Genomic DNA, 25,187 nt, shown 5'->3' on the forward strand with positions numbered 1-25,187 from the left:
TTAGATGGGATTTCTTGTTGGTGAGTTGAATCAGATGCTTGGCGCATTGATTCAATTCCTTGACACCTCACTCTGCGGGCAGTGGTGTCGGCTTGTTGTTGGCATCGAGCGCGACCATAACAAACAGGGCGTTGGTCACCTTGTCCATTTGCGGCGAGAGATAGCGCTGCGCCCAGGCCTCGACCAGAAGAGTCATCGAGGTCCGGCCAACCTTGACGATGTCGGTGTAGATGCACAGCGTGTCGCCGATCTTCACCGGCATGGCGAATGACATCTCATTGACAGCGGCAGTGACCACGCGGCCCCTTGCGCGCTCGGCGGCCCGGATGCCGCAGGCAAGGTCCATCTGCGCCATCACCCATCCGCCGAAAATATCACCGGCAGCGTTCGCATCAGCAGGCATGGCCAGCGTCCGCAATGTCAGTTCACCGGTGGGCACGATCATGATCTTCTCCTTGTTGGGTTTCAGGTTTACCCCGGAGCCCGAGTATTTTGAAGGGAGTGAGGCCGAGAATGTGGGGATGAACCGTGTGGCGGATATCTGCTGTGCATTGCATCCCGATAAGGGGGTGCACAAGGCCGTGCGTGCCGCAATATTGCCCCAGACATTAACGTCGAAGATCAGCCTTCCTTTACTGTTGTGTGGGATTGTTAGGGTTAGTTTTGCGTATCACCGGAGCAATCCATGTTGACCTGCCTGTTCAGAATCCGCCGCCGTTCGCTGTATTCCGCGGGGCTGGTGTTGACGACCGCCTTCATTGTTGGTGGCTGTTCCGGCGACATGGCGCCTCCGGGCGAGATCCTTGCCATCCAGCCCACGGCGCCCGTCATCCTCAATGAGCCCGCCGCGCCGATGATGATGAGCAGCGCACCGGTCGCACCGGCCATGTTCGCAGATTCGTCCGATGCACGTATTCCAAACGCGCCTGATGCACCCATGCAGAACGTGCTTGCCTACCCGGTCGCCGACGGGGTGGACATGAACCAGATGACCTCGGCCTTGCCCGAGGGTAGTTTGGATCAGCCGATCGTGACGGGTATTGGCACTGACAATCCGCAATTGGCGACCTCGTCCGGTTATCCGACAAGCAACGGGTCTGACGGGCAGCTTCAGGACAACCGCATCAATAACCAGGTTCAGGTGGCCGGGTTGATGCCCCGTGTGACCAATCCGATGAGTGCGCCGCAATGGGCTGGTGGCATGCCTGCTGTGGAGAAGGCCTGCCGGAACCGGCTCAAGCGCCTTGGCGTCACCTATCGCGACGTTCCGGCAATCAACAGCGGCAAGGGCTGTTCGATACCCTATCCGATCGAAGTCACCAAGCTTTCGGGCGGCATCGAAATCAAACCTGCGGCCAAGCTCAATTGCCAGATCACGGATGCCTTTGCGCAGTGGGTCAAGAATGAACTCGCGCCTGCGGCCCGGCTTCGTTATCTCACCGGGGTACGCGAGATCCGGCAATTGTCGTCCTATTCCTGCCGGACCATGAATTCGAAACGCGGCGCACCGATGTCCGAGCATGCCAGCGGGAACGCCATCGATGTCGGCAAGATCACGCTCAACAATGGTCAGGCCATTTCGGTGAGAAAACCCGGGTTCTTCTCATTCCGCGAGAAAAGCCTGCTCAAGACGGTCCGCAGCGACAGCTGCAAGTATTTCACAACGGTTCTGGGGCCGGGCAGTGACGTTCATCACAAGGACCACTTCCACTTTGATCTGAGAACGCGCAAGACCGGCTACAGGCACTGCGATTGAGCAAAAAAGAAGGCTGGACTAGCCAGCCTTCAACCCGTAGCCGGGGGATGGGGCGTCAACCCGGATCGGGAGACTCCTGATGTTGCAGATGTGCGTGCGGGGACACGGCTTTCGGAGTCTGCGCGGCTGGATGCGTATGTCACGGCCGCATGAAGACAATGCTTGATTAATGTCTCTGTTTGATGACGGATGCGGGCTACAGCGCTACACGCGCCGGGCCATTTGGCAGCATTCGCTGTAAGGCTTTGAAATACTGTATGTACGTGGCCACCCAGATGGCTACATTCGGTTACGACCTGCATCAGGCCCGAGGCCGTCGTGATGGCGCGCCAGACATAGGGCCGACACACTTTTGAGCAAGGGACTGCATAGATGCCACCTGCTGGGGACTTGATCTGGTTTGCCGCAGCACTTGTCGGCGCTGGAGCAGTGGCGGGCGTGCTTGCGGGCCTGTTCGGCATCGGCGGCGGAGCGATTCTAGTGCCGGTTTTCTACCAGCTGTTCGGGTTGCTTCATATTGATGATGCGGTGCGCATGCATTTGTCGGTCGGTACCTCGCTGGCCATCATCGTACCGACATCGATCCGTTCATTCATGGCGCACAGAAAACGCGGTGCCGTCGATCAGGAGCTCTTGCGCAGCTGGATGCTGCCGGTGCCACTTGGTGTTCTGTCCGCCTCGCTGATTGCGGCTTCTGTTTCAAGCGCGGGATTGCGGGCAATCTTTGCCCTGATCGCCATTCTGGTTGGATTGCGGATGCTGTTTAACCGGCAGCACTGGCGGCTCAAGGGAGAGCTGCCGCACAATCCGGTGAGGGCCGTTGTCGGCTGGTCGATCGGGCTCTTGTCCGGCCTTATGGGGATCGGCGGGGGCGTTCTCAACAATACCTTCATGACACTTTACGGACGTCCGGTGCATCAGGCCGTGGCGACGTCGGCGGGCGTAGGTGTTCTGATCGCAATTCCCGGGCTGTTTGGCTATATCCTGGCCGGATGGGGAGAAGCACGGCTGCCGCCGTTTTCGACCGGATATATCAACTGGGTGGTGGTGGCGCTGATTATCCCGATCACTCTTGCGATCGCACCCCTGGGTGTCCGTTTTGCCCATGCGCTCAACAAACGACAGCTCGAGATCGGCTTTGGTGTCTTTATGCTGTCAGTTGCGGCAAGGTTTCTCTACAGCCTGTCCTGACGCCTATGCTTCAGGCTCAACTGAACCAGATTCCCAACTCACGCGGGACAGTGCCTGCGCAGTTATTAGGAACTGCGCAGTTGCATCAGTGTTGCCACAGTCTCGAAGTTGATGGATGTGTTGCCGTTAAGGATCGATATAACGGGATCCTGATCGGCGTTCTCAGCATCATACAGGGCAAGAAAACGTCGGACCATGGTGTCGACCTTTTCAGGGTCCCTGAGGTCCTCGATATCGATATATCGATCAAACAAGGCCTTCTGGACATCAATATCGCTGTTTGCTGTTTCATCGGAAATTGAAAATGCAGTGCGCACGAATTGTGCTAGCGCCGGATCGGCGAGCAGCTCGTAGGTGCTGTTCACCGACGGCACCATGCGTTCGAAATACATTGCGAGCCGTGCCCCGACGCTGTCCTCGCCGGCGATCTCTTCAACCGTTTGGGTCAGGTAAAGACGCTCGGTCTCGACCAGGCCGCGGTCATTTTGTACGGCCTTGACGATTGGCTGAATAACGCCGTTCGTATCAAAATTGAACGCACCGGCGATCTTCTTGAAGGCAATATCGTTTTGCTTATTGGCAAAACTTTCCGGATCATCAAGATCCGAGGTCAGGACGGCGCGGAGCGTGGCCATGCTCACTTCCTTCGGCTTGAGCCCTTCAGCCACAAGAAGCAGATTGGTCAGGCGCGGATCGGAAAGGAGTTGGTCAACAGTTTCCAACGACTGCAGCTCGGTACGGTAGTATGAAGCTTCGTCTTCGGCCGCCGCCTTGCCCGACTCGCTATCATCAATCCGGGTATAGGCCGTGTAATAGGCCTTGGTGATGCGGGTGATCTCGTTTTCAGTCTGGGCGTATCGGGGTGAGCCGATGGTGCCGTCCGGGTTGAAGTTGAATGCCTTGGCCAGATTCGAGAACCGCTCGTCCTTCAACTTGCTGACATAGCTGTTTGGATCGTAGGGGTCGCTTGTCAGGATCTGTTTCAGCTTGAACGTGGAGACCTCGCCGGGTTGTATATTGAATGCCTTGAGCGCGAATTCCCTGATGGTGACCGCGGCTGACTCGCCTGAAAGGAAATCATTCAGATTGGCTGTGAGCCCGATATATCGCTTGTACCTCTTGATTGCCTCTTCATCCTTGGCGTCGTCGGCATCATCGTAATTGGAGATGTACAAGGCAGTCGTCGTGTAGAGCTGGTCTGCGTCCTGAATATCCATTCCGGGCGTGATGCTGCCGTCACTTTCAAAGTTGAACGCCTTGGCCAGCGCGATGATTTCCGCGCTCTTTGTATAAATCGCACCGTTGAGGTCGGATGTGTCCTGCTCCAAGGCCCATTTCACGTCGCTGCGGCTTGTGGTCAGCGGAACTCCATAAGCCGTCAATATCATTGAACTGAGACGAGAATTATTGAGCAGCTCGTCTATGGAGGTGATGCTCGAAATCGTTTCTTCGTAATATTGCTTGTTGATAAGCGCACCGGTTGTGGTCAGCCGCGGCTGGGTAAACACGTAGCGCTCGGTGACCAGTTTGCGCTGCGCGTCGTTCATCGCGTCGACGCCTGCGCCCAGGCTGCCGTCAGAGCTGAAATTGAAAGACGCCGCCAATTCGTAATAGTTGCCAATGGTCTGTATGGACTTTGTATATTGGGCGATGAGATAGTCGATTTTTTCGATTTCCTGGGGTGTTTTGGTGCCGCTTTCACGTTCGATTGTCAGATCGTCGATCTGTGAGCCCCACGCAATGGCCTGCGGCCCTAGCACTGCGTTGACGTAACTGTTCGGATCGGCGATGTCGCTGGTGATCACGCTTCTGATGGTTTGATAGTCAAAGGTCTTGGGGTCGATGCCGAAGGTCCCGAAAACGTAATCGCGCGCGCGCGTGTTCTTGAACAGATCATCGACTTCGGTGAAGGTTTTTGACACGGCAGTGAAATAGTTGGTGTCCTGCTGCAAAACGGCATCGTTGTTCTGGATTGCCTGCCCATAGGTTTCGATCAGGTCTTCTGTCTGGCTGGTGGTCTGGACAATCTCGCCGGTTACGGTGTTGCCGAAATCATATGCTGCAGCCAATGTCTTGTAGTTGACGTCCGACAGGCGGTTGGCGAAGCTGTCGGTATCGGTCAGGTCGCTTTCCAAAACCTTGCGCATGAAGGCTTTCGCGTAAGTCATCTCTTCAAGGCCATAGGCTTTCATGGCGTAGGCGTAGACGCGGTCATCGGCCAGGAATTCGTCGACGCTTGTGATCGAGCCAATGGTGTCGCGGTAGTATTGCGCCTCCCTGTTGACAATCGGGTCCGCGGCGGCGCGGCGCAGCGTCTCGTTCATGTCCTTGGTGTAGAACGTGTAGGATTGGTAACTGGATATCATGGCGCGACCTGTGATCGGGACTACAAACAAATCAAACGAAAATGGGCAAACACCCACCTTTTGCAGATGATTCTACAGCAACCATGCCATCGCTCGCTTGCCTGAAGCTTTCCGTTGCCGGGGCTTCTTGCCGTTACCGAACAGGTTGAGCCGTTGATTGAATATTAGTCGCGGAGAATGACTTCGTCTCGCCGCATCTCGAATGCGGTTAAGGAAGATATAAAGTTCATTCCCAACAGGCTCTGATCGAGACGCCCTGGCTCGGCCACCATGGCGCGCAGTCCACTGCGCACGACAGAGCCGATGGTCACGGTGTCCAGCCGGACAGGCGCCGCACGGGCCTGGCCGTTGGCAGTGTTGATCGCCAGCGTGTAGCTCAGCTCATCTTCGGTAAAGCCGATGCGAATTGCGTCGTCATGCGATAGCGCGATCGATGTCGCGCCGGTGTCGATGAGAAAACTGACCGGTTCGCCATTGACCGCTCCGGCGGCTTCAAAATGCCCGTTAAGTGATTTCCTGATCAGGACCGCCTGACCATTGCCGTCCGACACGGTCACTGGGCGCCCGGGTGCCAGTCCGCCGGCAACGCGCAGCACCATCTCCTTTGCCTGGTCCTGGTACAGCCAACCAGTCGCCAGACCGAGGATCATCACCACCCAGATCATGAGGTTGCGAACCATTTCTCCGACATTGCGATGGGCGCCAACCACGCCTGCGCCGACAACCGCCCCAAGCAAGCCCAGATAGACAAGGTTGGCGATATCGTCGTTAGGCAGACCGAAAGACAGTCCAGTGTCGTGATTGTAAATCAGGACGGCGAGGGTGGCGCCAACCAGGGCGAGAATGAAAATCATTCCGCTCAGCTATCCTGGCTTTCACGCGCCATGCGCTGACGTCTGGTTTCGCGACGGGGTTTGCGTTCAACCGTTTCGAGCCGAGCTGGCAGTTCCGCCATGACTTCGCGTCTGGTTTCCGGCGAATAGCTCATCCAGCCACCGATCTCGTCACGGGTGCGGCCACAGCCGAAACAATACCCGGTTTTCAGGTCTATCGAGCATACCAGGATGCAGGGCGATTCAATGCTCATAGTTTTTCGCTCGGTTTTGGAAGGCTTGGCCGTCATATATTGGTTGTTCACAGCAAAAGGGCAAGTGCGGTCAGGCAGACCGTTTCCGTGATCTGCTGGGTGGCGCCGATGGTGTCGCCGGTGTGGCCGTTGAGCTTTGCGCGGACAACGGCTGTCCATTGGATGGCCGCCGCCGCCATCAGCGCAAGACTGAGGATGGCGGTGAGCAGTCCCGAGGTTAGGGTTATGAGTGCCACGAACAGGATTGCGCCTGATGCCAGGGCCAATGTCCGGGCGCTTTCCTCCGGAGCGCCGACGGAGGCTGCAACGCCATTGTGACGCGCCGGGGGCAGGGTGTTCCAGTGCCAGACCATGGCCCCGCGGGAGGCGGCTGCAACGGCGAGAAGAACCAGGCATGTGCTCCATCCGCCGATCACCGAGAGGATGATGGTCAATGCGAGGCCGCGAAGTGCAAAGCTGATCAACAGCGCCAGGACTCCGTATGTCCCGATGCGGCTGTCTTTCATGATTTCCAGCATGTGTTCGCGACCACCCCTCGCGCCAAAGGCGTCTGCGGCATCGGCAAGCCCATCCTCGTGCAGCGCTCCCGTCACCCCGACAAGAACCGCAAGCGAGAGCACGGCCGTAAGTGCGGCGTTGGCATCGAAGGTGGACAGGATCAGGACCACCAGTGCCGGGCAAAGCCCGATGATCAGTCCTGCGGCCGGAAACATTCCTGAAGCGCGAGCCAAGGATCCGTCATGGCCCTCGAAATGACGCGCCGGCATTGGCAAACGGCTGAGGAAGCCGGTGGCGCGGGCGATGTCGTCGAGATAATCGCTGAACTGCATTTGGGTCTCCGGCGGGCGGCATTGATCGGGTCGAGACGCGGGATGTCGCGAACGTTATTGTCCTTGGGCGATTTGACAATTACACCGGGCCACGTCACGCGTCATGCGCAGAAAAGTCCAGGAGAAAAAAATGAGTGCCAGTGGTTTGCCTTTTGATGATTTTCGCGAACTCCTGCGCAATCTGCCCGGGCCCGATACATCGGCGCTGGCTGCGGCGCGCGAACGCGATTCGCAACTGACGAAACCCGCAGGTTCACTCGGGCGGCTCGAAGAAACCGCGTTCTGGCTCGCGGCCTGGACCGGCCGGTCTCCGCAGGTCACACGTCCGCTGGTGGCAATTTTCGCCGGCAATCACGGGGTCACCGCGCAGGGCGTGTCGCCGTTCCCGTCGTCTGTGACAGCGCAGATGGTCGAAAATTTCGCGGCTGGCGGGGCTGCCATCAACCAGATTTGCGTCGCCAATGATCTGGGACTGAAGATCTTTGATCTGGCGCTGGAAGTGCCGACTGGAGATATCTCCGTTGAGGCAGCAATGGACGAGCGGACCTGTGCGGCTACAATGGCGTTCGGCATGGAAGCAATTGCCGGCGGCACAGATTTGTTGTGCATCGGTGAAATGGGCATCGGCAATACCACGATTGCAGCCGCGATTTTCTACGGGCTTTACGGCGGCTCGGCAGTCGATTGGGTTGGGCCTGGCACAGGCTCTGAAGGTGAAGTGCTGGCGCGCAAGATCGCCGTTGTCGAAACAGCTATTGCGCTTCACAAGGCGCATCTTGATGATCCGCTTGAGTTGCTGCGGCGTCTGGGTGGACGCGAACTTGCAGCCATGGCTGGCGCAATCCTTGCAGCGCGGATGGAGCGAATTCCGGTTCTTATCGACGGCTACGTGGCGACTGCGGCTGCTGCCGTGCTGCATGCAGTCAATCCGGCGGCGCTTGACCATTGCCTGATCGGCCACGTGTCGGCAGAGCCGGGGCATATGGCTGCGATCGAGAAGCTTGGCAAAACGCCGTTGCTGGCACTGGGGATGCGTCTGGGCGAGGGCACCGGTGCGGCTCTTGCCGCGGGGATCGTCAAGGCCGCAGCTCAATGCCATTCGGGAATGGCCACATTTGCTCAGGCTGGTGTCGCCGGCAAGGAATGAACCCTGTCAGCTTGAGGCGGGTCTGAGTTCAGGCAAAGACCCGCTTCTTTTTGACCGCTCCGCCGGATACGCCTTCCACTGGAGCCATGCTTTCGAGCACCCGGTTGCGTGGCAGGATAGCAATGCCTTCGGTGCCTTCACGCAGTTTGGATTTAAGCACGAATTCCCCGCCATGCTTGGCGAGAATTGCCTGCACGATCGGCAATCCAAGTCCTGTGCCCTGTTCGGCACTCTTGATGGCGACCGAGCCCTGACCAAAGGCTGACAGCACCACGGGAATTTCTTCCTCTGCAATGCCCGGGCCATTGTCCTTGATTGCAAGATACTGGCCGCCGCCGGCGGTCCAGCCGAGCTTGACGCGAATCTCGCCGCCGGACGGGGTGAACTTGACCGCGTTCGACAGCAGATTGAGCACGACCTGGCGTATTGATTTTTCATCCGCCCAGACCATCGGGAGGTTCGGCTCAAACGCCTCGGTGATGCGGATGTTCTTGCTGCGCGCCTTGAGCTGCACCAGACCGATGCAGTCTTCCGCGATGTCGCTGAGTGACAAAGCGGCTTCATTGAGCTCATAGCGGCCCGCTTCAATGCGCGACAGGTCGAGAATTTCATTGATCAGGTTGAGAAGATGCTGGCCGGACCGGTGGATGTCGCCAACATACTCCTTGTAGCTGGCGTTTTCGATCGGACCCAACACCTCGCCAGACATCACTTCCGAGAAGCCCAGAATGGCGTTGAGCGGGGTTCTCAGCTCATGGCTCATGGAGGCGAGGAAGCGCGATTTGGCCAGATTGGACTCTTCTGCGCGCCGGCGCGCCTCGTCGGACACGGAGTTGGCGACCTCGAGTTCGGCGATCAGGTCATCCTTCTCGGTTTGATAACTGAGCATTTTCAGATTTGTGTTGTAGAGGCGCTGCGACATGAAGACGAAAAATATGGCCGCCGCCGTTATCATTGCAAATGCGGTGAAGTCGGCGACATCGCGGCTGATGACCGAGCGCATTGCGAGTGCCACAATGGTGGGAGTGACGGTGAAGTAGAGCGCGTGACGCAAGGCAAATGTCGCCATGGCGGTGGCCGCCAGCGCGATCAGCAAAATGGCCGATTTGTAGAAAATGAAGTTGTCACCCTGGCACGTGGTGCAGTGCTGAAAGGCAAAGAACGCCCAGGTCAGACCGGTCACGCCATAGACAGCGAGGAACCTCCCGCGCCAGCGGCCGAAAGTTTCGTCGTTGGAATGCTCGCGGGAGGCACGCCGGGCAACCAGGATCAGCCCGGCATAGACGATGAGCGTCATCAGCGCCCAGCCAAGCAGCCACAGGGCATCGTCGAACCAAAGACCGCCGACGGCCGCGAGGATGACCAGAACCGGAGGTGCGGCAGCCCCCTGCAAGACGGCGTTTACCTGCAGCCGCAGCATTTCATTGTCGAAAACGGGTAACTTCTCGCGACCATGCTGCAACTTTTCGCGGGTCGCGCGCACGGTTTTCATGACCGCCGCGTTCTTGTGGATACGCGAACGATCGACAATGTTCTTGTCGGTCATGGTCTGTGGCGTCGACACTGTGTTTCCGATTTTTCCGGTTCAGGCTGAAAATCTAGTCTCCAATGCTTAAGAACCTGTTTGCATTTTGATCTCGCTGCCCGATCAATCGTCTTGAAACCGGCAGACGAATAAGATGATGTGAGGTGATGAGATTCCGGACAAGGCAAGCAAGTGGACGGCGCCCGCGCTGGCGCTAATTCCTCGATATCTGTCTGGCGATCATTGTCTTTGCAGGTGCTGCGTTTGTGGCTGCGCGCATGGAACACTTCGCCGCTGCCGACATTTCCGGCATGGTGCGGGTGGTGGATGGCGACAGTCTGGCTATGGGCAAGCGGCGGTTGCGACTGAAGGGTATCGATGCGCCCGAAATCAAGCAGCGCTGCCGCAAGGATGGTCTTGAGTATGGTTGCGGGGTTGAAGCCGCGTCCTTTCTCAGAGGCCTGGTTGGCCGCCAGGCGGTCGACTGCAGGGGCGAGGGCATTGATCGATATGGCCGTGATCTGGTGCGTTGCAAGGTTGGTGACGTGGATCTGAATGCCACAATGGTGCGGTCAGGCCATGCAATTGCCTTCGGCGATTACAAACTGGTTGAGGCCGAGGCCCGGTCAGAGCGGGCGGGGCTTTGGGCCGGGGATTTCCAGCAGCCAAAGGAATGGCGGGCCGTGCATGGCGGACTGGACGAAGACTTTCATGCGGGATTGTCCACGCTGATGGCTTTCCTGCGGCGGCTGTTTGGTGTCTGATTGGCCTGATTTGATTGGGAGAGGAAATCGCATGAAACTTTATGATGGCGGACGGGCGCCAAATCCGCGCCGTGTTACCGTATTTCTGGCCGAAAAGGGCATCGAGGTTGAAAAAGTGCCGGTGGACATGGGGCAATTGGGTCACAAGTCCGCCGAGGTGACCGAACTCAATCCACTGCAGCGGTTGCCGGTCCTGCTGCTTGATGATGGCACCGCGATCTCTGAAACGGTTGCCATATGCCGCTATTTCGAAGAGCTCCATCCAGAGCCGCCGCTGATGGGAACGGATGCCAAGGACAAGGCAATCGTGGAAATGTGGAGCCGGCGGATGGAGCTCAATTTTCTGGCCGCCGTCGCCAACGCTTTCCGCCACTGCCATCCGGCGATGAAGGAATGGGAAGTGCCGCAGATTGCCCAATGGGGCGAGGTCAACCGTCCCAAGGCATTAGGCTTTCTCGAGATGCTTGACGGTGAGCTGGCCAGGCGCGAATTCATTGCGGGCGACCGTTACACCATCGCCGATATCACCGGCATGATTGCGTTCGATTTCATGAAGCCGGCGCGCATCGAACGGCCGGAGCACCTCACAAACGTCATGCGCTGGTATCAGGCGGTCTCGTCGCGGCCAAGCGCCAAGGTCTGAGCGTCATATGAGCAGGGTCGCCGGTGATGCGCCGGATTCGGATGCAGCACTTTTAAGGCTGCTTGCCGATATCGCTGCCTGCCGAATCTGTCGCGACGAGCCCGTCGGCGGTCCTGCCAATGCCCTGCCGCATGAACCGCGCCCGGTGTGTGTGGCGTCGTCGAAGGCCAGGATCCTGATCGCTGGCCAGGCGCCTGGTACGCGAGTGCACCAGAGTGGCAGGCCGTTTACCGATGCGTCCGGCGACAGGCTGCGCGATTGGCTCGGCGTTGACGAGAAGCAGTTTTATGATCCGGAGATCTTCGCCATCGTGCCGATGGGGTTCTGCTTTCCCGGTCTCGACGCCAAGGGCGGGGATCTTCCGCCACGGCGTGAATGCGCACCAGCCTGGCGAAGCCAGGTGATGGAGCTGATGCCGCAACTGCAGCTCATTCTGGTTATCGGGCAATATGCGCATGCCTGGCATCTGGGGCAGCTCAAGCAAAAGACCCTGACCGAAACCGTTCGCAACTGGCGCACGATTCTGACTGAGAGCGATCCTGCCTGTCCGGTGATGCCATTGCCGCATCCATCGTGGCGCAACAGTGGCTGGATCCGGAAGAACCCCTGGTTCGAAACCGAGCTGCTGCCTGCGCTCAAACAGCTGGTGCAGCGACATATATCAGAGGCTGTTGGAAATATTGCCTCCCGATCTGCTGAATAGGGGAAGGATTTTCTTTGAGAAGGTGGTCGGGACGCGATAACAGAGGGAATATCCCTTTCAGTTTTCTCTGGAGACGCTCATGGACCGCCTCGATCGCAAGATCCTCCGCCTGTTGCAGGAAGATGCCACATTGGCGGTGGCTGAAATCGCCAAGAAGGTGGGGCTTTCGACCACGCCCTGCTGGCGCCGTATCCAAAAGCTGGAGGAAGATGGCGTCATCAAGCGCCGCGTTGCATTGCTTGATCCGGCGGCAGTCAATGCCAAGGTGACCGTGTTCGTGTCGATCCGCACCAACTCGCACTCCAATGAATGGCTCAAACGGTTCTCCGAGGTAATCACCGAGTTTCCCGAAGTGGTGGAATTCTACCGGATGAGCGGCGATGTCGATTATCTGCTGCGCGTGGTCGTGCCTGATATTGCCGCCTATGACGCCTTCTACAAGCGTCTGATTGCCAAGATCGAAATTCGCGATGTGTCCTCGTCCTTTGCCATGGAACAGATAAAATACACGACGCAGCTGCCGCTGGATTATATTCAACTGGCCAAGGAAAAGCCCGAAGCGAGCTGATTTCAGCGCAGGGCAGAGGCTATAGAGACGATTTTGGTATCAATTCGCTCACTCGTGTGGTGTTTTTTGGTGTATAGTGAAAAATCGATATGTTGAGGGAATGATCCCTCACGGGAGGATTCATATGAAAAAATTTCTCGCTGCAACGATGGCAGTCTTTTTCCTCGCAAACGCCGCCCATGCCGCAGGCGACGACGTCAAGACGGTGGAAAGTGATGCGGCTTTTGCCGATGTCACATCCGGCATCGAAAACGCCATCGTCAATCGCGGGTTCAAGGTCGATTACCACGGCTTTATCGGCGACATGCTGAAGCGGACGGCCAGCGATGTCGATGCCGGCAAGGCGCTTTACAAGGATGCGGAGTTTTTCACGTTCTGCTCTGCCGTGGTATCACGCAAGGTCATGGAGGGTGATCTCGGCGACATCGCCTATTGCCCCTATGTGATCTTTGCCTATGAACCTGCCGAGACGCCGGGGACGGTTACCGTCGGCTTCAGAAAGCTGCCTGACGGCGGCGAGCGTGATGCAGTCAACGCCCTGCTTTCAGAGATCATCAAGGACGCGGCTGACGGGTTCTGATCCGATTGGGCTAGTCAGTTCTTGATGCCAGGCGCTGCCGGATCTTGTCATCCGTCAGCTCCCTGACTGCGTCCTTGCCTATCCACCGGGCGGTCTTGTCGTCCGAGGCTGCGAGTTTTTGGGCGAGTTCCAGCGCGGGTCCATGACAGGCGATAGTCCGCTTGCCGATCTGCCTGAGCGCCCAGTTGACTGCCTTTTTGACAAAATTGCGCGGGTCTGTGGCTTGCTGCTCGATCAGCGGCAGCAGGGCGATGAAATCGTTGTCGTCGCGTTGCTTGAGATGAACCGCGCCCCAGGCGATCATCGCAAAGGCGGTTCTGCGGACGAACTCGCGCTCGTCAGCAGCGAACTCGGGAACGAGTTCATCAAGATGACCGGCGTCGACGAAGAGATCGGACGCATGGTCGACGATCTCCCAACTGTTGAAATCATCTGCCATCGCGCGCGCTCGGGTTGGGCTCACCCGGCCGGGTTCTTCGGTGAACAAAGCCAGCAGCCGGGCTTCGCGGAACCCGGTCTGCCAGAGGTTCAGCGCGCGTTCATGATCGCGTCCAAGTGTCCTGGCGAAGGGCCTTAGCGCCGTGTTGCCAACACCGAAGGCCTTCTCGGTGTTGATGCCGAAACGCGACATGCCTGCAAGATTGGTCGCCGACCCGTTCGCCTCCAACCATGCCAGGATATCCGGCACGGTATAATCGGAGTTCTCCGGAGGCCGGCGTGGCGCCATGTTATTTTTCGAGGCGCGCCAGCAGCGAGGACGTGTCCCAGCGCTTGCCGCCCATGGCCTGCACATCGGCGTAGAACTGGTCGACCAGTGCCGTCACCGGCAGCGTTGCGCCATTGCGCTTGGCCTCGTTGAGCACGATGTCGAGATCCTTGCGCATCCAGTCGACGGCGAAGCCGTAGTCATACTTGCCGGCATTCATGGTCTTGTGGCGGTTTTCCATCTGCCAGGAACCGGCGGCACCCTTGGAGATGACGTCGACCACCTTCTCGATGTCGAGACCGGCCTTCTTGCCGAAATGAATGCCCTCGGCCAGACCCTGAACCAGGCCGGCAATGCAGATCTGGTTGATCATCTTGGTGAGTTGGCCGCTGCCGACCGGACCCATCAGGCCAACCATGCGGGCATAGGCGTCGATGACCGGGTTTGCCTTTTCGAACGTGGCTTCGTCACCGCCAACCATTACGGTGAGCACGCCGTTTTCCGCACCTGCCTGGCCGCCTGACACCGGTGCGTCGAGAAAGCCGCAGCCCTTTTCAGCACACGCGTCGGCCAGTTCGCGGGCTACTTCAGCGGAGGCGGTGGTGTTGTCGATCAGGATTGCGCCCTTGCTCATGCCATGCAGGGCACCGTCAGCGGCGAGGGTGACGGCGCGCAAATCATCGTCGTTGCCGACGCAGGTAAAGACGAAATCAGCACCCTTTGCAGCCTCGGCCGGTGTGTCGCAGGCGGTGCCACCGAACTCCTCGGCCCACTTGCGGGCTTTCTCCGCGGTGCGGTTGTAGACCCTGAGTTCATGGCCGCCCTTGGTTTTGAGATGCCCTGCCATGGGGTAGCCCATAACGCCCAAACCAATGAATGCAACTGTTGCCATTTCGCCTATCCTTCTGTCACAAATGCGCTTTACTGCTGACCTGATTGCAAGTTACGTAAAGCAAGCTCTCGGCCCCTGGGAGGGACATAGACCAATGATGCGCATCGTCAAAGGGCTTATCAAGCTCATTCTTCTACTCATTCCGTTGGTTGTGATGGCAGCAGGAGCCGGAATGCTGTGGGTTTCGCGCTCGCAAGCACCGTCTGACGGGGCCATGCAGATTGCCGGTCTGGGCGCAGATGTGACGATCACGCGGGACCAGAACGGGGTGCCGCACATCAAGGCCAAGACCCGCGCTGATGTTGCCGCAGGTCTGGGCTTTGCCCATGCGCAGGACCGCCTGTGGCAAATGGAAGTCAGCCGCATGGCCGGGCAGGGACGGTTGTCGGAGATGTTTGGCGATGCCACCGTCGGCACCGACATCTGGCTCAGGACCATGGGCATCTACGAGGCTGCCGAGGCTTCGCTCAATGTGATGGATGCGGATACGACAGCGATGCTCGAAGGCTATGCCCGCGGCGTCAATGCATGGATTGAGCGCAATCCGCAGGTGTTTTCCTCCCGGCTGCCGCCCGAATACGTGGTTCTGGGCTACAAGCCCGAACCCTGGCGGCCTGTCGATACGCTGACGGCAATCAAGATGATGTCGATATCGCTGGCCGAAAACCTCGGTGAAGAGGCGCTGCGGCTGGGCTTTCACCGGATAGGGCTGAGCGAAGAGGAAACGCGCGATCTTCTGCCCTATCTCGATGTCGACAATCCGCCGGCGATGCCGGACCTGACCTCCTTGCTCGGGCTTGATGCGACGCCGATTGGCGAGAGCATGACCACCGCCGATGCGTCGGACGCTTTTGCCGATATCGATGGGGTGCTGGCAACCGGCGCGTCCAACAACTGGGTGATCTCTGGAGAACGGACCCAATCCGGTTTGCCAGTTCTGGCCAATGATCCGCATCTAGGGCTCATGGCGCCGTCGATCTGGTATCTGGCGCATATGGAAGTCACTGAAGAGTTTGACGAGCCGCGCCATCTGATCGGCACGTCGCTGCCTGGCACGCCCTATGTGCTGCTGGGGCGCGGCAATGACATTGCATGGGGCTTTACCAACACTGCCACCGACGCCCAGGATGTGTTTGTCGAGCGGGTTAACCCCGACAATCAGGAAGAGTATCTGACGCCGACCGGCTGGGCACCGTTCGGCAAAAAAGATGAAGTCATCAAGGTCAAGGGTGGTGCGGACCAGAGCTTCACCCGCCGCTGGACCCGCCATGGGCCTGTGTTCCCGGCAGGTTACAAGAACTTCGACAAGTTGTTGCCCGAGAACACGGTGGCGGCGTTGCAATGGGTGGCGCTGGCCCATGATGACACCACGGCAATGGTCGGTCCCAGACTTTACAACATGCGGACGGTGGAGGATTTCCAGACCGGTTTTGAGGCCTTTCTGACGCCGATGCAGTCGATGGTGGTGGCAGATCGCTCAGGCAATATCGGTCTTGTGGCTGCGGGCAGGGTGCCCCGGCGCGATCCCGCCAACCGGCTGATGGGCCGGGCACCCGCGCCGGGCTGGAATGCGCTCTATGACTGGCGCGGCTTCGCCCCTTACGCAGACCTACCACGGCAGAACAATCCCGAAAGCGGGCTTATTGCTACGGCCAACACCAAGATCATTGGGCCGGATTATCCGGTTCACCTGACATTTGACTGGGACGAGCCTTACCGCCAGAACCGCATCGAGACGCTGATCAACGGTTCGGGCGCGCAACACACGCAGGCGAAGTCGCGCGAAGTGCAGGCTGATATCTTCTCGCCGGCCTTTGCGAGCCTCAAACCTCGCATGCTGAAAGCGCTTGACGGCCGGACCCTCTCCGAATCCAATCAGGCGCTCGTGGCCCGGATCGCGTCCTGGGATGAGACGATGGCGCGCGACAAGATGGAGCCTTTGCTGTTCATCGCCTGGGTCCGTCACACCATGATCATGACTTTTGAAGACGATCTCGGCTTCATGTTCAACGACTGGTTCAAGGTGCGGGGCAAGGTGATGGAGCGCCTGCTGGATGGCAGGGCCAGCCGCAACTGGTGCGATGTCAAGACGACCGAGACCGAGGAAACCTGCGACCAGATCGTGGCGGAGGCGTTCGAGGCGGCGGTCGCCGATCTTTCGACGCGCTACGGCAAGGATTCAGGCAAATGGCGCTGGGGGCAGGCGCATTACGCCAAGGGCGCGCATCGTCCATTCGGTGAAGTCGGCCTGCTCAAGCGTTTCTTCAATGTGGAAGTGGAAAGCGGCGGCGGACCGTTCACGCTCGATCGCGGACGTACGCAGGTCCAGGACAACAAGGATCCCTACGCCAACACCAATGCTGCAAGTTATCGCGGCATCTTCGACATGGCTGACCTCGACAACGCCACCTACATCCAGACAACTGGCCAATCTGGCAACGTGTTCTCGGGCCACTACAATGATTTCGCGCCGCTGTGGGCCGATGTGAATTCGATTTTGATTCCGGCAACGGATGTGGCCGATCCGGCCGGGGTGTGGAGGCTCGGCCCGGAAGGGTGAGGCGGGGCGGACTGCGCACGGCCCTCAGCCTTTCTTGCTGTGGCTGGCGAACCCAAAAAGACCCGACAGAGGCCAATGGAAACTGCCATCTGCCGGGGCACTTTGAGCTACTGGAGGTAGATCAATAATTGTAGGTCTTGCCTGACTGGATTGCCTTGCGAAGCGAGGTTTCCGGCCAGCTCGATTTGCCGCCGCGGGCCTCGATCTCGGCCAGTTGAACGCGGGCTGCATCGATGTTGCCGGATGCGACCAGACCCTGTCCCATGTAGGATCGCGCCAGCAGGTTGTCTGGATCGGCCTTCAGCGCGGCATTGTAATACTGCATGCCGAGCTCCATTCGGCCGGCCTTGCGGTGGGTGAAGCCGTAATAGGTCAGCACGCGGCTTTCGTTCTGATCAGACATGGCGGCAAGCACGTAGAGCGCGTCTTCGTATCTGCCTGCATAGGCCAGCTCTCGAACGGCGCCGTAGCGCGTGTCGTCATCCAAGCGGCTTTCCTTGGCGTCGACACATGATTTTGTTTTCTTGTCCCAAACCTGACCGTTCTTGCAGGAGTTGGTGGTCTGGGTGGGCTTTGGCGGTGCGCTGTCGGAGGCTGATCCGGCGGCAAAGGCTGCCACGGGGAAGAGGAGGGCGGTAGCAATGATGAGTGTGCGCATTCTAAAGCTCCTTCGGTGCGGGATATCGAATAGCTTACGTATCAGCATAGCAAATCATGCGCAGTGTTCACGGCTTTGTGATCGGCGCCGTTGGCGCTTAGGCTGCATTTCGAGAAATATCATCGAAATTTCAGTTTCTTGCCAAATATATTATTTCTGTCGGGAAAAGGTTGATCAGCACAGTCGGAACCCGTTGCCAAGACTGCGCCGATTTGACGTGAGTCTGACCCGCTCAGCCCGTGATGCTGGTTTGTGCCGAGGGATACAGCTGCCGCGAAGTCTGAAGGCGGAGAGCAGAGTATTTGCAAACACGGCCACGCGCCGATCAAACAATAGTGGTGATCGGCTCTTTGGTTTGCCTCCCGTCGATGAACGGGAGGCAAACCGGATCATGGTCTCAGCCCATGTCAGCCATTGTCTCTGGCATCCAGTGAACTTCCTTGCGGCTCGCGGTGAAGAAGCACTTTCCGTATCTTGCGAGCTTATCGTGGTCGATCTCGAATCCCAGCCCTGGTGTCTGGGGCATGTTGAACCAGCCCTTGTCGTGCATGAACGGCTCCTTGATGATCGCATCGCGCGCTTCGGGAACCCAGCCGGGCTCATTGAGCGGATATTCGAACACCATATCCTTGGCAAAGCCGCTTGCCGCGAAGACATGCGCGTTGATGATGAAGCCAAAACCATTGGTCCAGGTGTGAGATGAAAACTCCACTCCCTCCTCGTGGCAGAGCTTGGCAATGTCTAGGCTCTGCTTGACGCCGCCGGTCCACATCGTGTCGGGCTGGTAGATGTTGTAGCAGCGCATTTTGATCATTCTGGCGAGCTCATGATAGCCCATCAGATGAAGTTCGCCGCCGGCAATGGGAACGCGTGAATAAGCCGTGAGCTTGGCCATTTCCTCGTGCCATTCGCCAAACAGCGGTTCTTCCACCCAGGCGAGCCCGACATCGGCAGCAGCATCGGCAAACCGTTTGGCACGGTCGAGCGACCACATCGGCGCATCGCCCTTGGCCGTCAGCCGGAATGCCTGATTGCAGTCGACCGAGATCTTCATCCGGCCCTGCATGTGCTTTGCCACATCGGAAATGTGTTCGATATCCACCTTCTCGTCCCAGTCATGGACGCGGATCTTCATGGTGTCGAAGCCTTCGGATAGCCGCTTCTCGGCTTCATCCCTGCGCGCCGGTGGCTCGCGCAACTCGCCCGACGACGCATAGAGTCTGAGGCGATCATCGGTTCCGCCCAGCAGCTTGTAGAGCGGCAGACCGGCGTTCTTGGCCTTGATGTCCCAAAAGGCCGGTTCGATCCACCAATTGAAATTTCCGCCCACCGCCATGATGTGGATGCGCTCGCTGAGCTTGTCGATATCTTCCGGATCCTGACCCAGGAACAGGTCTGCCAACATATGGCCGAGACCGACGCGTTCCCGTCCGGCACCGGTAAATGCGCTCCAGCCTTCCACGCCGTCATCGGTGATGAAACGAACGAGGTAGAAGGTCACGCTGTTTCGTATTGTGCCGGGCATCCAGGATGGAGCGAACGGAGCCGGCAGAGGCGCTGTCACGTGGTAAAGTTCAATACGATCAATAACTTGCATTATCCGTCCTTTGTGAAGCTTTTGGCGTTGAGACAAAGTCTGCTGCAGCCGAAAAGACCGGACTGACCACAGGTATTCCGTGCGCGGCCGGCTGATCAGGCAAGCCGCGGTTGATGTCTGGTTTGCGTTCGGCGAGGCCTCCCGCATGTGTTCGTTCATGGAGGTTAGGAGCCAATTGGTCGGAAATTCATATCCAATATGATAAATCAACCAGACCAATTTTGCGCAGCGCTGGTCGATAACGGGCGAGCACACAGCTGTGCCTCAACGCTCCGGTTGGAGCGCAGCAATAGCCCAAGGCTAACCCGTTCTGCCTCGATAGATGGCCGCGGCTCTAGCGCTTCCTGGAGATAAACAGATGCCCGGCGATCGGCAGGCCCTGTTCGTGGCGGACGATGATGTCGCCCGCTTCAAGCGTCTCGAAGCCCGTGGCGTCTAGCGCCTCACGCACATAGGCCTCGGTATGGGCGAAGCGCTGGAAACGACCGACAGTGTAGGAACGGCCTTCGAAGTCGGCGTCGGGCAGGGTCTCGCTCGAAAAGCAGAGCAGCGCGCCCGGCACGGCATTCTTTGCTGCGGCCTCGAACAACGGCTCGAGTGCGCCGAGATAGGGCAGCACGTCGGTTGCGGCGATGAGATCGAACGGTTCGTCGTCATTGTCTTCGAGATAATCGACCGCGTCGGCGACATAGAGCGTGTCGTAGAGGCCTTTCTCGTGGGCGATCTCGACCATGTTCTCGGCGAGATCGAGCCCGGTGGCGTCATCGACCATGTCTTCAAGCGCACCGCCGGTCAGCCCTGTGCCGCAACCCAGATCAAGCATCCGGTCGAAGCTGGTTTCGCCCAGCTCGATCAGTCTTTGGCGCAGCAGGAGAGGCACGTGATAGCCCAGATCCTCAACCAGAACCTTGTCAAAGACATCGGCATGCTGGTCGAAAAGGGTGGTGACATAGGCTTCCGAGGCGCGCGTCGGCACGTCGCCGCGCTTCATCGAGGCCAGCCGGACAGCTGCGCCGCCATGATCGTCGGGATCAAGTGCCAGAACTTCGGCATAGGCCACCGCGGCGAGATCAAAATCGCCGGATTTTTCCAGCGCCAGCGCGCGGTTGTAGGCTTCTGCCAAAGCGTCTTCGTCGGTCTTGGCCATGGGAGGCTCCAAATCTGGTTTTGCGCCCCTTTTATAGAAAGGTGAGACTGCGGCAAGCGTTGATTGGTGCCGCTATCGCTTGAGATGGCGCGTCAGTCGCTGTTCGAGCTTTTCCCAGATGTTGCGCAGGGTCTCGACGATGACGAGATAGAACACCGCAGCCCAGATATAGGTCTGGAAATCGAAGGTGCGGGAATAGGCCCGCCGGGTCTCGCCCATCAGGTCGAACACCGTCACAATGGCGACAATCGCCGAGCCCTTGATCATCAGGATGATCTCGTTGCCATAGGGTCTGAGCGCCACGATCATTGCCTGGGGCAGGATGATGCGGTGGAAGGTCTGGAACGGGGTGAGACCCAACGCTGCTGCACCCTCGTGCTGGCCACGGGTCACGCTCTCGATGGCGCCGCGCAGGATCTCGGCCTGATAGGCGGCTGTGTTGAGGGTGAAGGCGAACAGGGCGCAATTCCAGGCGTCGCGGAAGAACACCCACAACCCGACCGCTTCGAGCTGGTCGCGGAAGGTGCCGAAGCCGTAATAGATCAGGAACAGTTGCGCGATCAGTGGCGTGCCGCGGAAGAAGTAGACATAGCCATAGGATATCCATGACAGGACGCGGTTGGATGACATCCGGCCAAGCGCGATGGGCACGGACAAAAACGCGCCCAGCGTAATGGAGATCCCTACCAGGGTCAGCGTTGTGCCGAGTCCGGAGAGGAATTTCGGGCCGTAGGTGGTCACCTTTTCGATGTCCCAGGCGTCAACCAGCCACAACGCCAGGGCAATGCCCGCCAGCACCCACAAGCTCAGAAGAGTGGCGCCGAGGATGCGCAGGGGTGTCCAGCGGAACGGTTCGCGCGGCGGTGCCGGCTGTGGCGCAATGAGGGTCTCGACCGCGCTCATCGGCTTACTCCCGAGCGGCGCACGCGGGTTTCGATCCGGGAGAAAACCACGGAAGAGACCATGGCGAGAGCGAGGAACAGAAGGCAGGCGGTGCCGTAGAAGAAGAAGGCTTCCTTTGTGACCTTGGCGGCAATCCCAGTCTGGCGCAGCGTATCGCCAAGCCCGATCACCGAGATGAGCGCGGTATCCTTGATCAGGATCATCCAGAGATTGCCGAGCCCGGGGAGGGCGATGCGGACCAGCTGCGGCAAAATGATGAGCCGCATGGTCTTGCCCGGTCGCAGACCGAGAGCATTGCCAGCCTCGTACTGACCCTTGGGGATTGCCTTGAAGGCCGATGACAGCACTTCCGAGGCATAGGCAGAGAAAACCAGCGACAGCGCAATGGTGCCGGCAACGAAGGAATTGATTTCAAAGCCGCGCTCATAGCCCAGCGCAATGGCCACTTCACGGACGGCGATCTGCAGGCCGAAATAGATCATGAAGATTGTCAGGAGTTCGGGCAGACCGCGAAAGATGGTTGTGTAGATATTGGCCGCAGTCCGAAGCGTGCGGACTTCGGTCTGTTTTGCCAGGGCAAGGAACAGCCCGATCACCAGTCCGATCGGAAGCGTGCACAGGGCCAGCGTGATGGTGACAAAAAAGCCTCGAGCCACCTCGTCGCCCCAGCCGGTATCGCCGCACGACAACAGTGAGTTCTCGGGCAGCAGGTTGAGGACGCCCAAAGGGCCGCAGAACGGATCAAGCAGCGATACAAGCGCATAAAGCTGGCCTCCCAGCGATGCTGTCGGTTCCATGCTGTCCCCTGACCCTTGCCGCCTTGTTTGCGGTCTTTGAGTTTAACGGCGGACAATCGCTCGTCCGCCGTCTTTTCGCGTCGTCTACCGAAGCAGATTTGGCTTAGTCACCGTAAACATCAACGTCAAAATACTTGTCGTTGATGGTCTTGTAGGTGCCGTTGGTGCGGATTGCGGCGATGGCAGTGTTGAACATGTCGCGCAATTCGGTTTCGCCCTTGCGGATGGCGATGCCGGCGCCTTCGCCGTTGATGACCGGATCGGGTGTCAGAGTGCCGAGCAGCTTGCAGCATGTGCCGGCATCTGACTTGAGCCACTCGGTGAGCACAATGACGTCGTCGATCACGGCATCAACGCGGCCCGAGTCGATGTCGAGCTTGTACTCGTCAGGGGTCGGGTAGAGCTTCAGTTCGGCTGACGGCAGCTTCTCTTCGGCGTAGTTGGAGTGCGTGGTCGACGACTGCGCACCAATCACCTTGCCCGCCAGTCCAGCGTCGGTTGCCTCGGTGATCGGGCTGTCCTTCGGCACGGCAATGGCTGGTGGGGTGTTGTAATACTTTTTGGTGAAGTCGACCTTCTCCTTGCGCTCTTCAGTGATCGACATCGATGCGATGATGGCGTCAAACTTGCCAGCCAGAAGGGCCGGAATGATGCCGTCCCAATCCTGGGTGACAAATTCGCACTCGACCTTCATTTCGTCGCAAAGAGCCTTGGCGATATCGATGTCAAAGCCGACAAGGCTGCCATCGGATTCAAGGTTGTTGAATGGCGGGTAGGCGCCTTCTGTGCCGATGACGATTTTCTTCATGCCGCCGTGGCTGGCAGCATTGGCAGCTGCGCCCATGGAAAGCACGAGGGCGGCAGCCGAAACTGCCAGGGTGATACGGCTGGAAATACGCATAGGTGTCCTCTCTGTTGGCAGGATTGCGGCTTGTTGACCGCCGCATTCCAATGATCGCTGGTGATGCTCACCGCGCTGGAAAGAATATTCCCACTGTTTCGTTAGCGATTGCAACAGGAAATCCGAGCTTACCCAAGGCCAAAACACGTAAGATGGCGATGGCGGCGTGTCAGATCTCGATCTTGAGCAATGGAGCAGGAATGGCTCCGATTGATCCCGCTAGGCGCTGCTGATCTTTTCGTCGACGGCAAGGCTGTTTTCGACGCGGATCACGTAGAGTGTGGCGAAGACGCTGAAGATACAAGAGATCAGCATGACGATGATCAGCGGGTAGGGACCTGTCTCGGCGGAGAGGATCGCTCCGGCTAGTGCCGAAAGTGCTGCGCCGCCGCCGATCATCATGGCGCCGCCAAGGCCCGACGCGGATCCCGCCAGATGCGGACGGACACTAACGATGCCGGCATTCGCGCTCGGCAGGGTGATGCCGTTCCCAAGGCCGACAAGCAGCATTGGTCCGAAGAATGACAGCGGGTGCCACAGGCCGGCGATGAAAAGCGTCAGCGACAGGCTCATGCCAAGCGTCGCAATGATGCATCCGGTGACCATCATGCGGTTGATGCCGATCTGGCTGGCAAAACGGCCGGAGATAAAGTTCCCTGACATGTATCCCAGGGCGATGAACACGAAATAGAAGCCCAACTGGGACGGAGGCAAGCCGAGAATGGCTGTGGCTACAAACGGGCCGCCGCCCAGGAAAGAGAAGAACGCCCCCGAAGCGAACGTGGCTGTCAGCGAATAGCCCCAGAAGCGACGAGAGCGGAGGAGTTCGGGGTAGGCGCCGAACTGCTTGAGCATGCTGGCGGACCGATTTTGATTGGTTTCGCCAAGATCGGTCAAGAGCAGCGCGAATGCGATCAGTCCGAACAGAAAGAGCAAGCCGAAAACCGACTGCCAGCCGAACAGTTCCTGCATGATGCCACCCAGAGCGGGACCGATCATCGGCGCCAGCGTCATTCCCATGGTGACATAGCCGATCATCGAGGCGGCCTGTTCGGTGCCGACGATGTCGCGCACGATGGCGCGCGACAGCACCATGCCGGAAACAACAGCTGCCTGCAGCATGCGGATAATCAGGAATGTCTCGATGGTTGGTGCAAAAGGCGTCAATGCGGTTGCGACAAGGAAAATCGTCATGCTGGCGACCAGCACCGGGCGCCGCCCGTAGCGGTCGGACAACGGGCCAATGATCAGTTGCAGCAAGCCGGTGACGGCCAGGTAGCCGGAGACTGCCAGCTGCACCAGAGCGTAGTCCGCCTCGTAATAGGTGGCGATCCCGGGTAGCGAGGGCAGAATAAGGTTCATGTTCAACGCGCTTAGCCCTGCAATTACCACCAGCGTGGCAATATGGGGCGGCGTCGCGCGATTGAGGAATACTGGTTTTATCATTGGTGGTGTTTTGTGTTGGCAAGCGCATGGATGCAAACGAATTCCGACATGGGCAGCTCTTGTGTAGGTTGTCTGTTCATTAATAGAAAAGGCCGAGGTCGGTTAGGTTGCGCAGCGGGTGAATAGGATTTACTTTCTGATTCTGAACTGAAAACTTGAATGCAGTGGATTCCTAGGGGCTTTTGTTGGATTCTATTGTTTGATTTGGATGGATCCGTATGTCGGGCGACGACGAAGATGACCAGTGTCCATTCTGCAATGCGGCGTGGGGCGATTGCCTGCACGTCAAGCTGCTGGCCGATCTGGACAATGAGGCGACGGCTCGCTCAGAACCTGAGCTGTCTGGTGATACGTCCTCGGCAAGCAATGTCAATACTCCAGACAATGGGCCGGCAAAGGCTTCGGAAACCGGTCCACCCA

Annotated in this window: 24 protein-coding genes; 9 read left to right on the forward strand and 15 right to left on the reverse strand. The window is 58.5% G+C overall.

What is annotated here, in order from left to right; all coding sequences use genetic code 11:
- Positions 1-67 precede the first annotated feature (67 nt).
- Positions 68-445, reverse strand: a complete 378-nt coding sequence (locus tag WNZ14_RS11665; protein ID WP_342868825.1) for an acyl-CoA thioesterase — start codon at positions 443-445, stop codon at positions 68-70.
- Between the two features lie 240 nt (positions 446-685).
- On the opposite strand from WNZ14_RS11665, the gene WNZ14_RS11670 reads away from it, so the two are divergent.
- Positions 686-1,756 carry an extensin family protein gene (locus WNZ14_RS11670; protein ID WP_342868826.1) on the forward strand — a complete coding sequence of 357 codons (1,071 nt, stop codon included), beginning with the start codon at positions 686-688 and terminating at the stop codon, positions 1,754-1,756.
- A 372-nt stretch (positions 1,757-2,128) separates the two neighbouring features.
- Complete coding sequence (locus WNZ14_RS11675; RefSeq protein WP_342868827.1) at positions 2,129-2,947, forward strand: sulfite exporter TauE/SafE family protein; 819 nt, start codon at positions 2,129-2,131, stop codon at positions 2,945-2,947.
- A 65-nt stretch (positions 2,948-3,012) separates the two neighbouring features.
- Here the strand turns inward: WNZ14_RS11675 and WNZ14_RS11680 are convergent, their stop codons facing one another.
- The 4 genes from WNZ14_RS11680 to cobS all read right to left on the reverse strand — a co-directional run bounded on the left by WNZ14_RS11680 (position 3,013) and on the right by cobS (position 7,230).
- Positions 3,013-5,313, reverse strand: a complete 2,301-nt coding sequence (locus tag WNZ14_RS11680; RefSeq protein ID WP_342868828.1) for a DUF1217 domain-containing protein — start codon at positions 5,311-5,313, stop codon at positions 3,013-3,015.
- 164 nt (positions 5,314-5,477) lie between these two features.
- A complete protein-coding gene (locus tag WNZ14_RS11685; RefSeq protein WP_342868829.1) occupies positions 5,478-6,167 on the reverse strand; it encodes a TIGR02281 family clan AA aspartic protease in 690 nt (229 codons plus the stop codon).
- Between the two features lie 5 nt (positions 6,168-6,172).
- The gene (locus WNZ14_RS11690) at positions 6,173-6,400 is read right to left on the reverse strand and encodes a DUF1289 domain-containing protein (protein WP_342868830.1); all 228 of its coding nucleotides are present in this window, start codon (positions 6,398-6,400) and stop codon (positions 6,173-6,175) included.
- Between the two features lie 47 nt (positions 6,401-6,447).
- On the reverse strand, positions 6,448-7,230 hold the full coding sequence (gene cobS / locus WNZ14_RS11695) for an adenosylcobinamide-GDP ribazoletransferase (protein ID WP_342868831.1): 783 nt from the start codon (positions 7,228-7,230) through the stop codon (positions 6,448-6,450).
- 130 nt (positions 7,231-7,360) lie between these two features.
- Here cobS and cobT point away from each other — a divergent pair, with 130 nt between their 5' ends.
- Positions 7,361-8,377, forward strand: coding sequence for a nicotinate-nucleotide--dimethylbenzimidazole phosphoribosyltransferase (cobT, locus tag WNZ14_RS11700; RefSeq protein ID WP_342868832.1), 1,017 nt, complete (start codon positions 7,361-7,363; stop codon positions 8,375-8,377).
- Positions 8,378-8,405: 28 nt separating this feature from the next.
- Here the strand turns inward: cobT and WNZ14_RS11705 are convergent, their stop codons facing one another.
- Positions 8,406-9,941 carry a HAMP domain-containing sensor histidine kinase gene (locus WNZ14_RS11705; RefSeq protein ID WP_342868833.1) on the reverse strand — a complete coding sequence of 512 codons (1,536 nt, stop codon included), beginning with the start codon at positions 9,939-9,941 and terminating at the stop codon, positions 8,406-8,408.
- A gap of 239 nt (positions 9,942-10,180) precedes the next feature.
- Here WNZ14_RS11705 and WNZ14_RS11710 point away from each other — a divergent pair, with 239 nt between their 5' ends.
- From WNZ14_RS11710 to WNZ14_RS11730, 5 genes are all read left to right on the forward strand, one after another.
- Complete coding sequence (locus tag WNZ14_RS11710) at positions 10,181-10,666, forward strand: thermonuclease family protein (protein ID WP_342868834.1); 486 nt, start codon at positions 10,181-10,183, stop codon at positions 10,664-10,666.
- 31 nt (positions 10,667-10,697) lie between these two features.
- Positions 10,698-11,309, forward strand: coding sequence for a glutathione S-transferase (locus WNZ14_RS11715; RefSeq protein WP_342868835.1), 612 nt, complete (start codon positions 10,698-10,700; stop codon positions 11,307-11,309).
- A gap of 7 nt (positions 11,310-11,316) precedes the next feature.
- The gene (locus tag WNZ14_RS11720) at positions 11,317-12,012 is read left to right on the forward strand and encodes a uracil-DNA glycosylase family protein (protein WP_342868836.1); all 696 of its coding nucleotides are present in this window, start codon (positions 11,317-11,319) and stop codon (positions 12,010-12,012) included.
- Between the two features lie 79 nt (positions 12,013-12,091).
- Positions 12,092-12,580, forward strand: coding sequence for an Lrp/AsnC family transcriptional regulator (locus WNZ14_RS11725; RefSeq protein ID WP_342868837.1), 489 nt, complete (start codon positions 12,092-12,094; stop codon positions 12,578-12,580).
- Positions 12,581-12,704: 124 nt separating this feature from the next.
- Positions 12,705-13,160 carry a DUF302 domain-containing protein gene (locus tag WNZ14_RS11730; protein ID WP_342868838.1) on the forward strand — a complete coding sequence of 152 codons (456 nt, stop codon included), beginning with the start codon at positions 12,705-12,707 and terminating at the stop codon, positions 13,158-13,160.
- A 10-nt stretch (positions 13,161-13,170) separates the two neighbouring features.
- Here WNZ14_RS11730 and WNZ14_RS11735 read toward each other — a convergent pair whose 3' ends face one another.
- On the reverse strand, positions 13,171-13,887 hold the full coding sequence (locus tag WNZ14_RS11735) for a DNA alkylation repair protein (RefSeq protein ID WP_342868839.1): 717 nt from the start codon (positions 13,885-13,887) through the stop codon (positions 13,171-13,173).
- Between the two features lies 1 nt (position 13,888).
- Positions 13,889-14,758: an NAD(P)-dependent oxidoreductase gene (locus WNZ14_RS11740; protein WP_342868840.1), complete on the reverse strand. Its 870-nt coding sequence runs from the start codon at positions 14,756-14,758 to the stop codon at positions 13,889-13,891.
- Positions 14,759-14,852: 94 nt separating this feature from the next.
- On the opposite strand from WNZ14_RS11740, the gene WNZ14_RS11745 reads away from it, so the two are divergent.
- The gene (locus tag WNZ14_RS11745) at positions 14,853-17,318 is read left to right on the forward strand and encodes a penicillin acylase family protein (RefSeq protein WP_342868841.1); all 2,466 of its coding nucleotides are present in this window, start codon (positions 14,853-14,855) and stop codon (positions 17,316-17,318) included.
- Between the two features lie 121 nt (positions 17,319-17,439).
- Here WNZ14_RS11745 and WNZ14_RS11750 read toward each other — a convergent pair whose 3' ends face one another.
- The 7 genes from WNZ14_RS11750 to WNZ14_RS11780 form a co-directional block, all read right to left on the reverse strand.
- On the reverse strand, positions 17,440-17,976 hold the full coding sequence (locus tag WNZ14_RS11750; RefSeq protein WP_342868842.1) for a hypothetical protein: 537 nt from the start codon (positions 17,974-17,976) through the stop codon (positions 17,440-17,442).
- A gap of 397 nt (positions 17,977-18,373) precedes the next feature.
- The gene (locus WNZ14_RS11755) at positions 18,374-19,573 is read right to left on the reverse strand and encodes a mandelate racemase/muconate lactonizing enzyme family protein (protein ID WP_342868843.1); all 1,200 of its coding nucleotides are present in this window, start codon (positions 19,571-19,573) and stop codon (positions 18,374-18,376) included.
- Positions 19,574-19,907: 334 nt separating this feature from the next.
- The gene (locus tag WNZ14_RS11760) at positions 19,908-20,720 is read right to left on the reverse strand and encodes a methyltransferase domain-containing protein (RefSeq protein WP_342868844.1); all 813 of its coding nucleotides are present in this window, start codon (positions 20,718-20,720) and stop codon (positions 19,908-19,910) included.
- Positions 20,721-20,792: 72 nt separating this feature from the next.
- The gene (locus WNZ14_RS11765; protein ID WP_342868845.1) at positions 20,793-21,623 is read right to left on the reverse strand and encodes an ABC transporter permease; all 831 of its coding nucleotides are present in this window, start codon (positions 21,621-21,623) and stop codon (positions 20,793-20,795) included.
- Positions 21,620-22,420: an ABC transporter permease gene (locus WNZ14_RS11770; RefSeq protein ID WP_342868846.1), complete on the reverse strand. Its 801-nt coding sequence runs from the start codon at positions 22,418-22,420 to the stop codon at positions 21,620-21,622. The genes WNZ14_RS11765 and WNZ14_RS11770 overlap by 4 nt, the downstream gene beginning before the upstream one ends.
- Before the next feature lie 103 nt (positions 22,421-22,523).
- Positions 22,524-23,321, reverse strand: a complete 798-nt coding sequence (locus WNZ14_RS11775; protein WP_342868847.1) for an ABC transporter substrate-binding protein — start codon at positions 23,319-23,321, stop codon at positions 22,524-22,526.
- A gap of 219 nt (positions 23,322-23,540) precedes the next feature.
- The gene (locus tag WNZ14_RS11780) at positions 23,541-24,767 is read right to left on the reverse strand and encodes a multidrug effflux MFS transporter (RefSeq protein ID WP_342868848.1); all 1,227 of its coding nucleotides are present in this window, start codon (positions 24,765-24,767) and stop codon (positions 23,541-23,543) included.
- Positions 24,768-25,187 lie beyond the last annotated feature (420 nt).

This window comes from Hoeflea sp. AS60 (assembly GCF_038900115.1).
Lineage (GTDB): Bacteria > Pseudomonadota > Alphaproteobacteria > Rhizobiales > Rhizobiaceae > Hoeflea.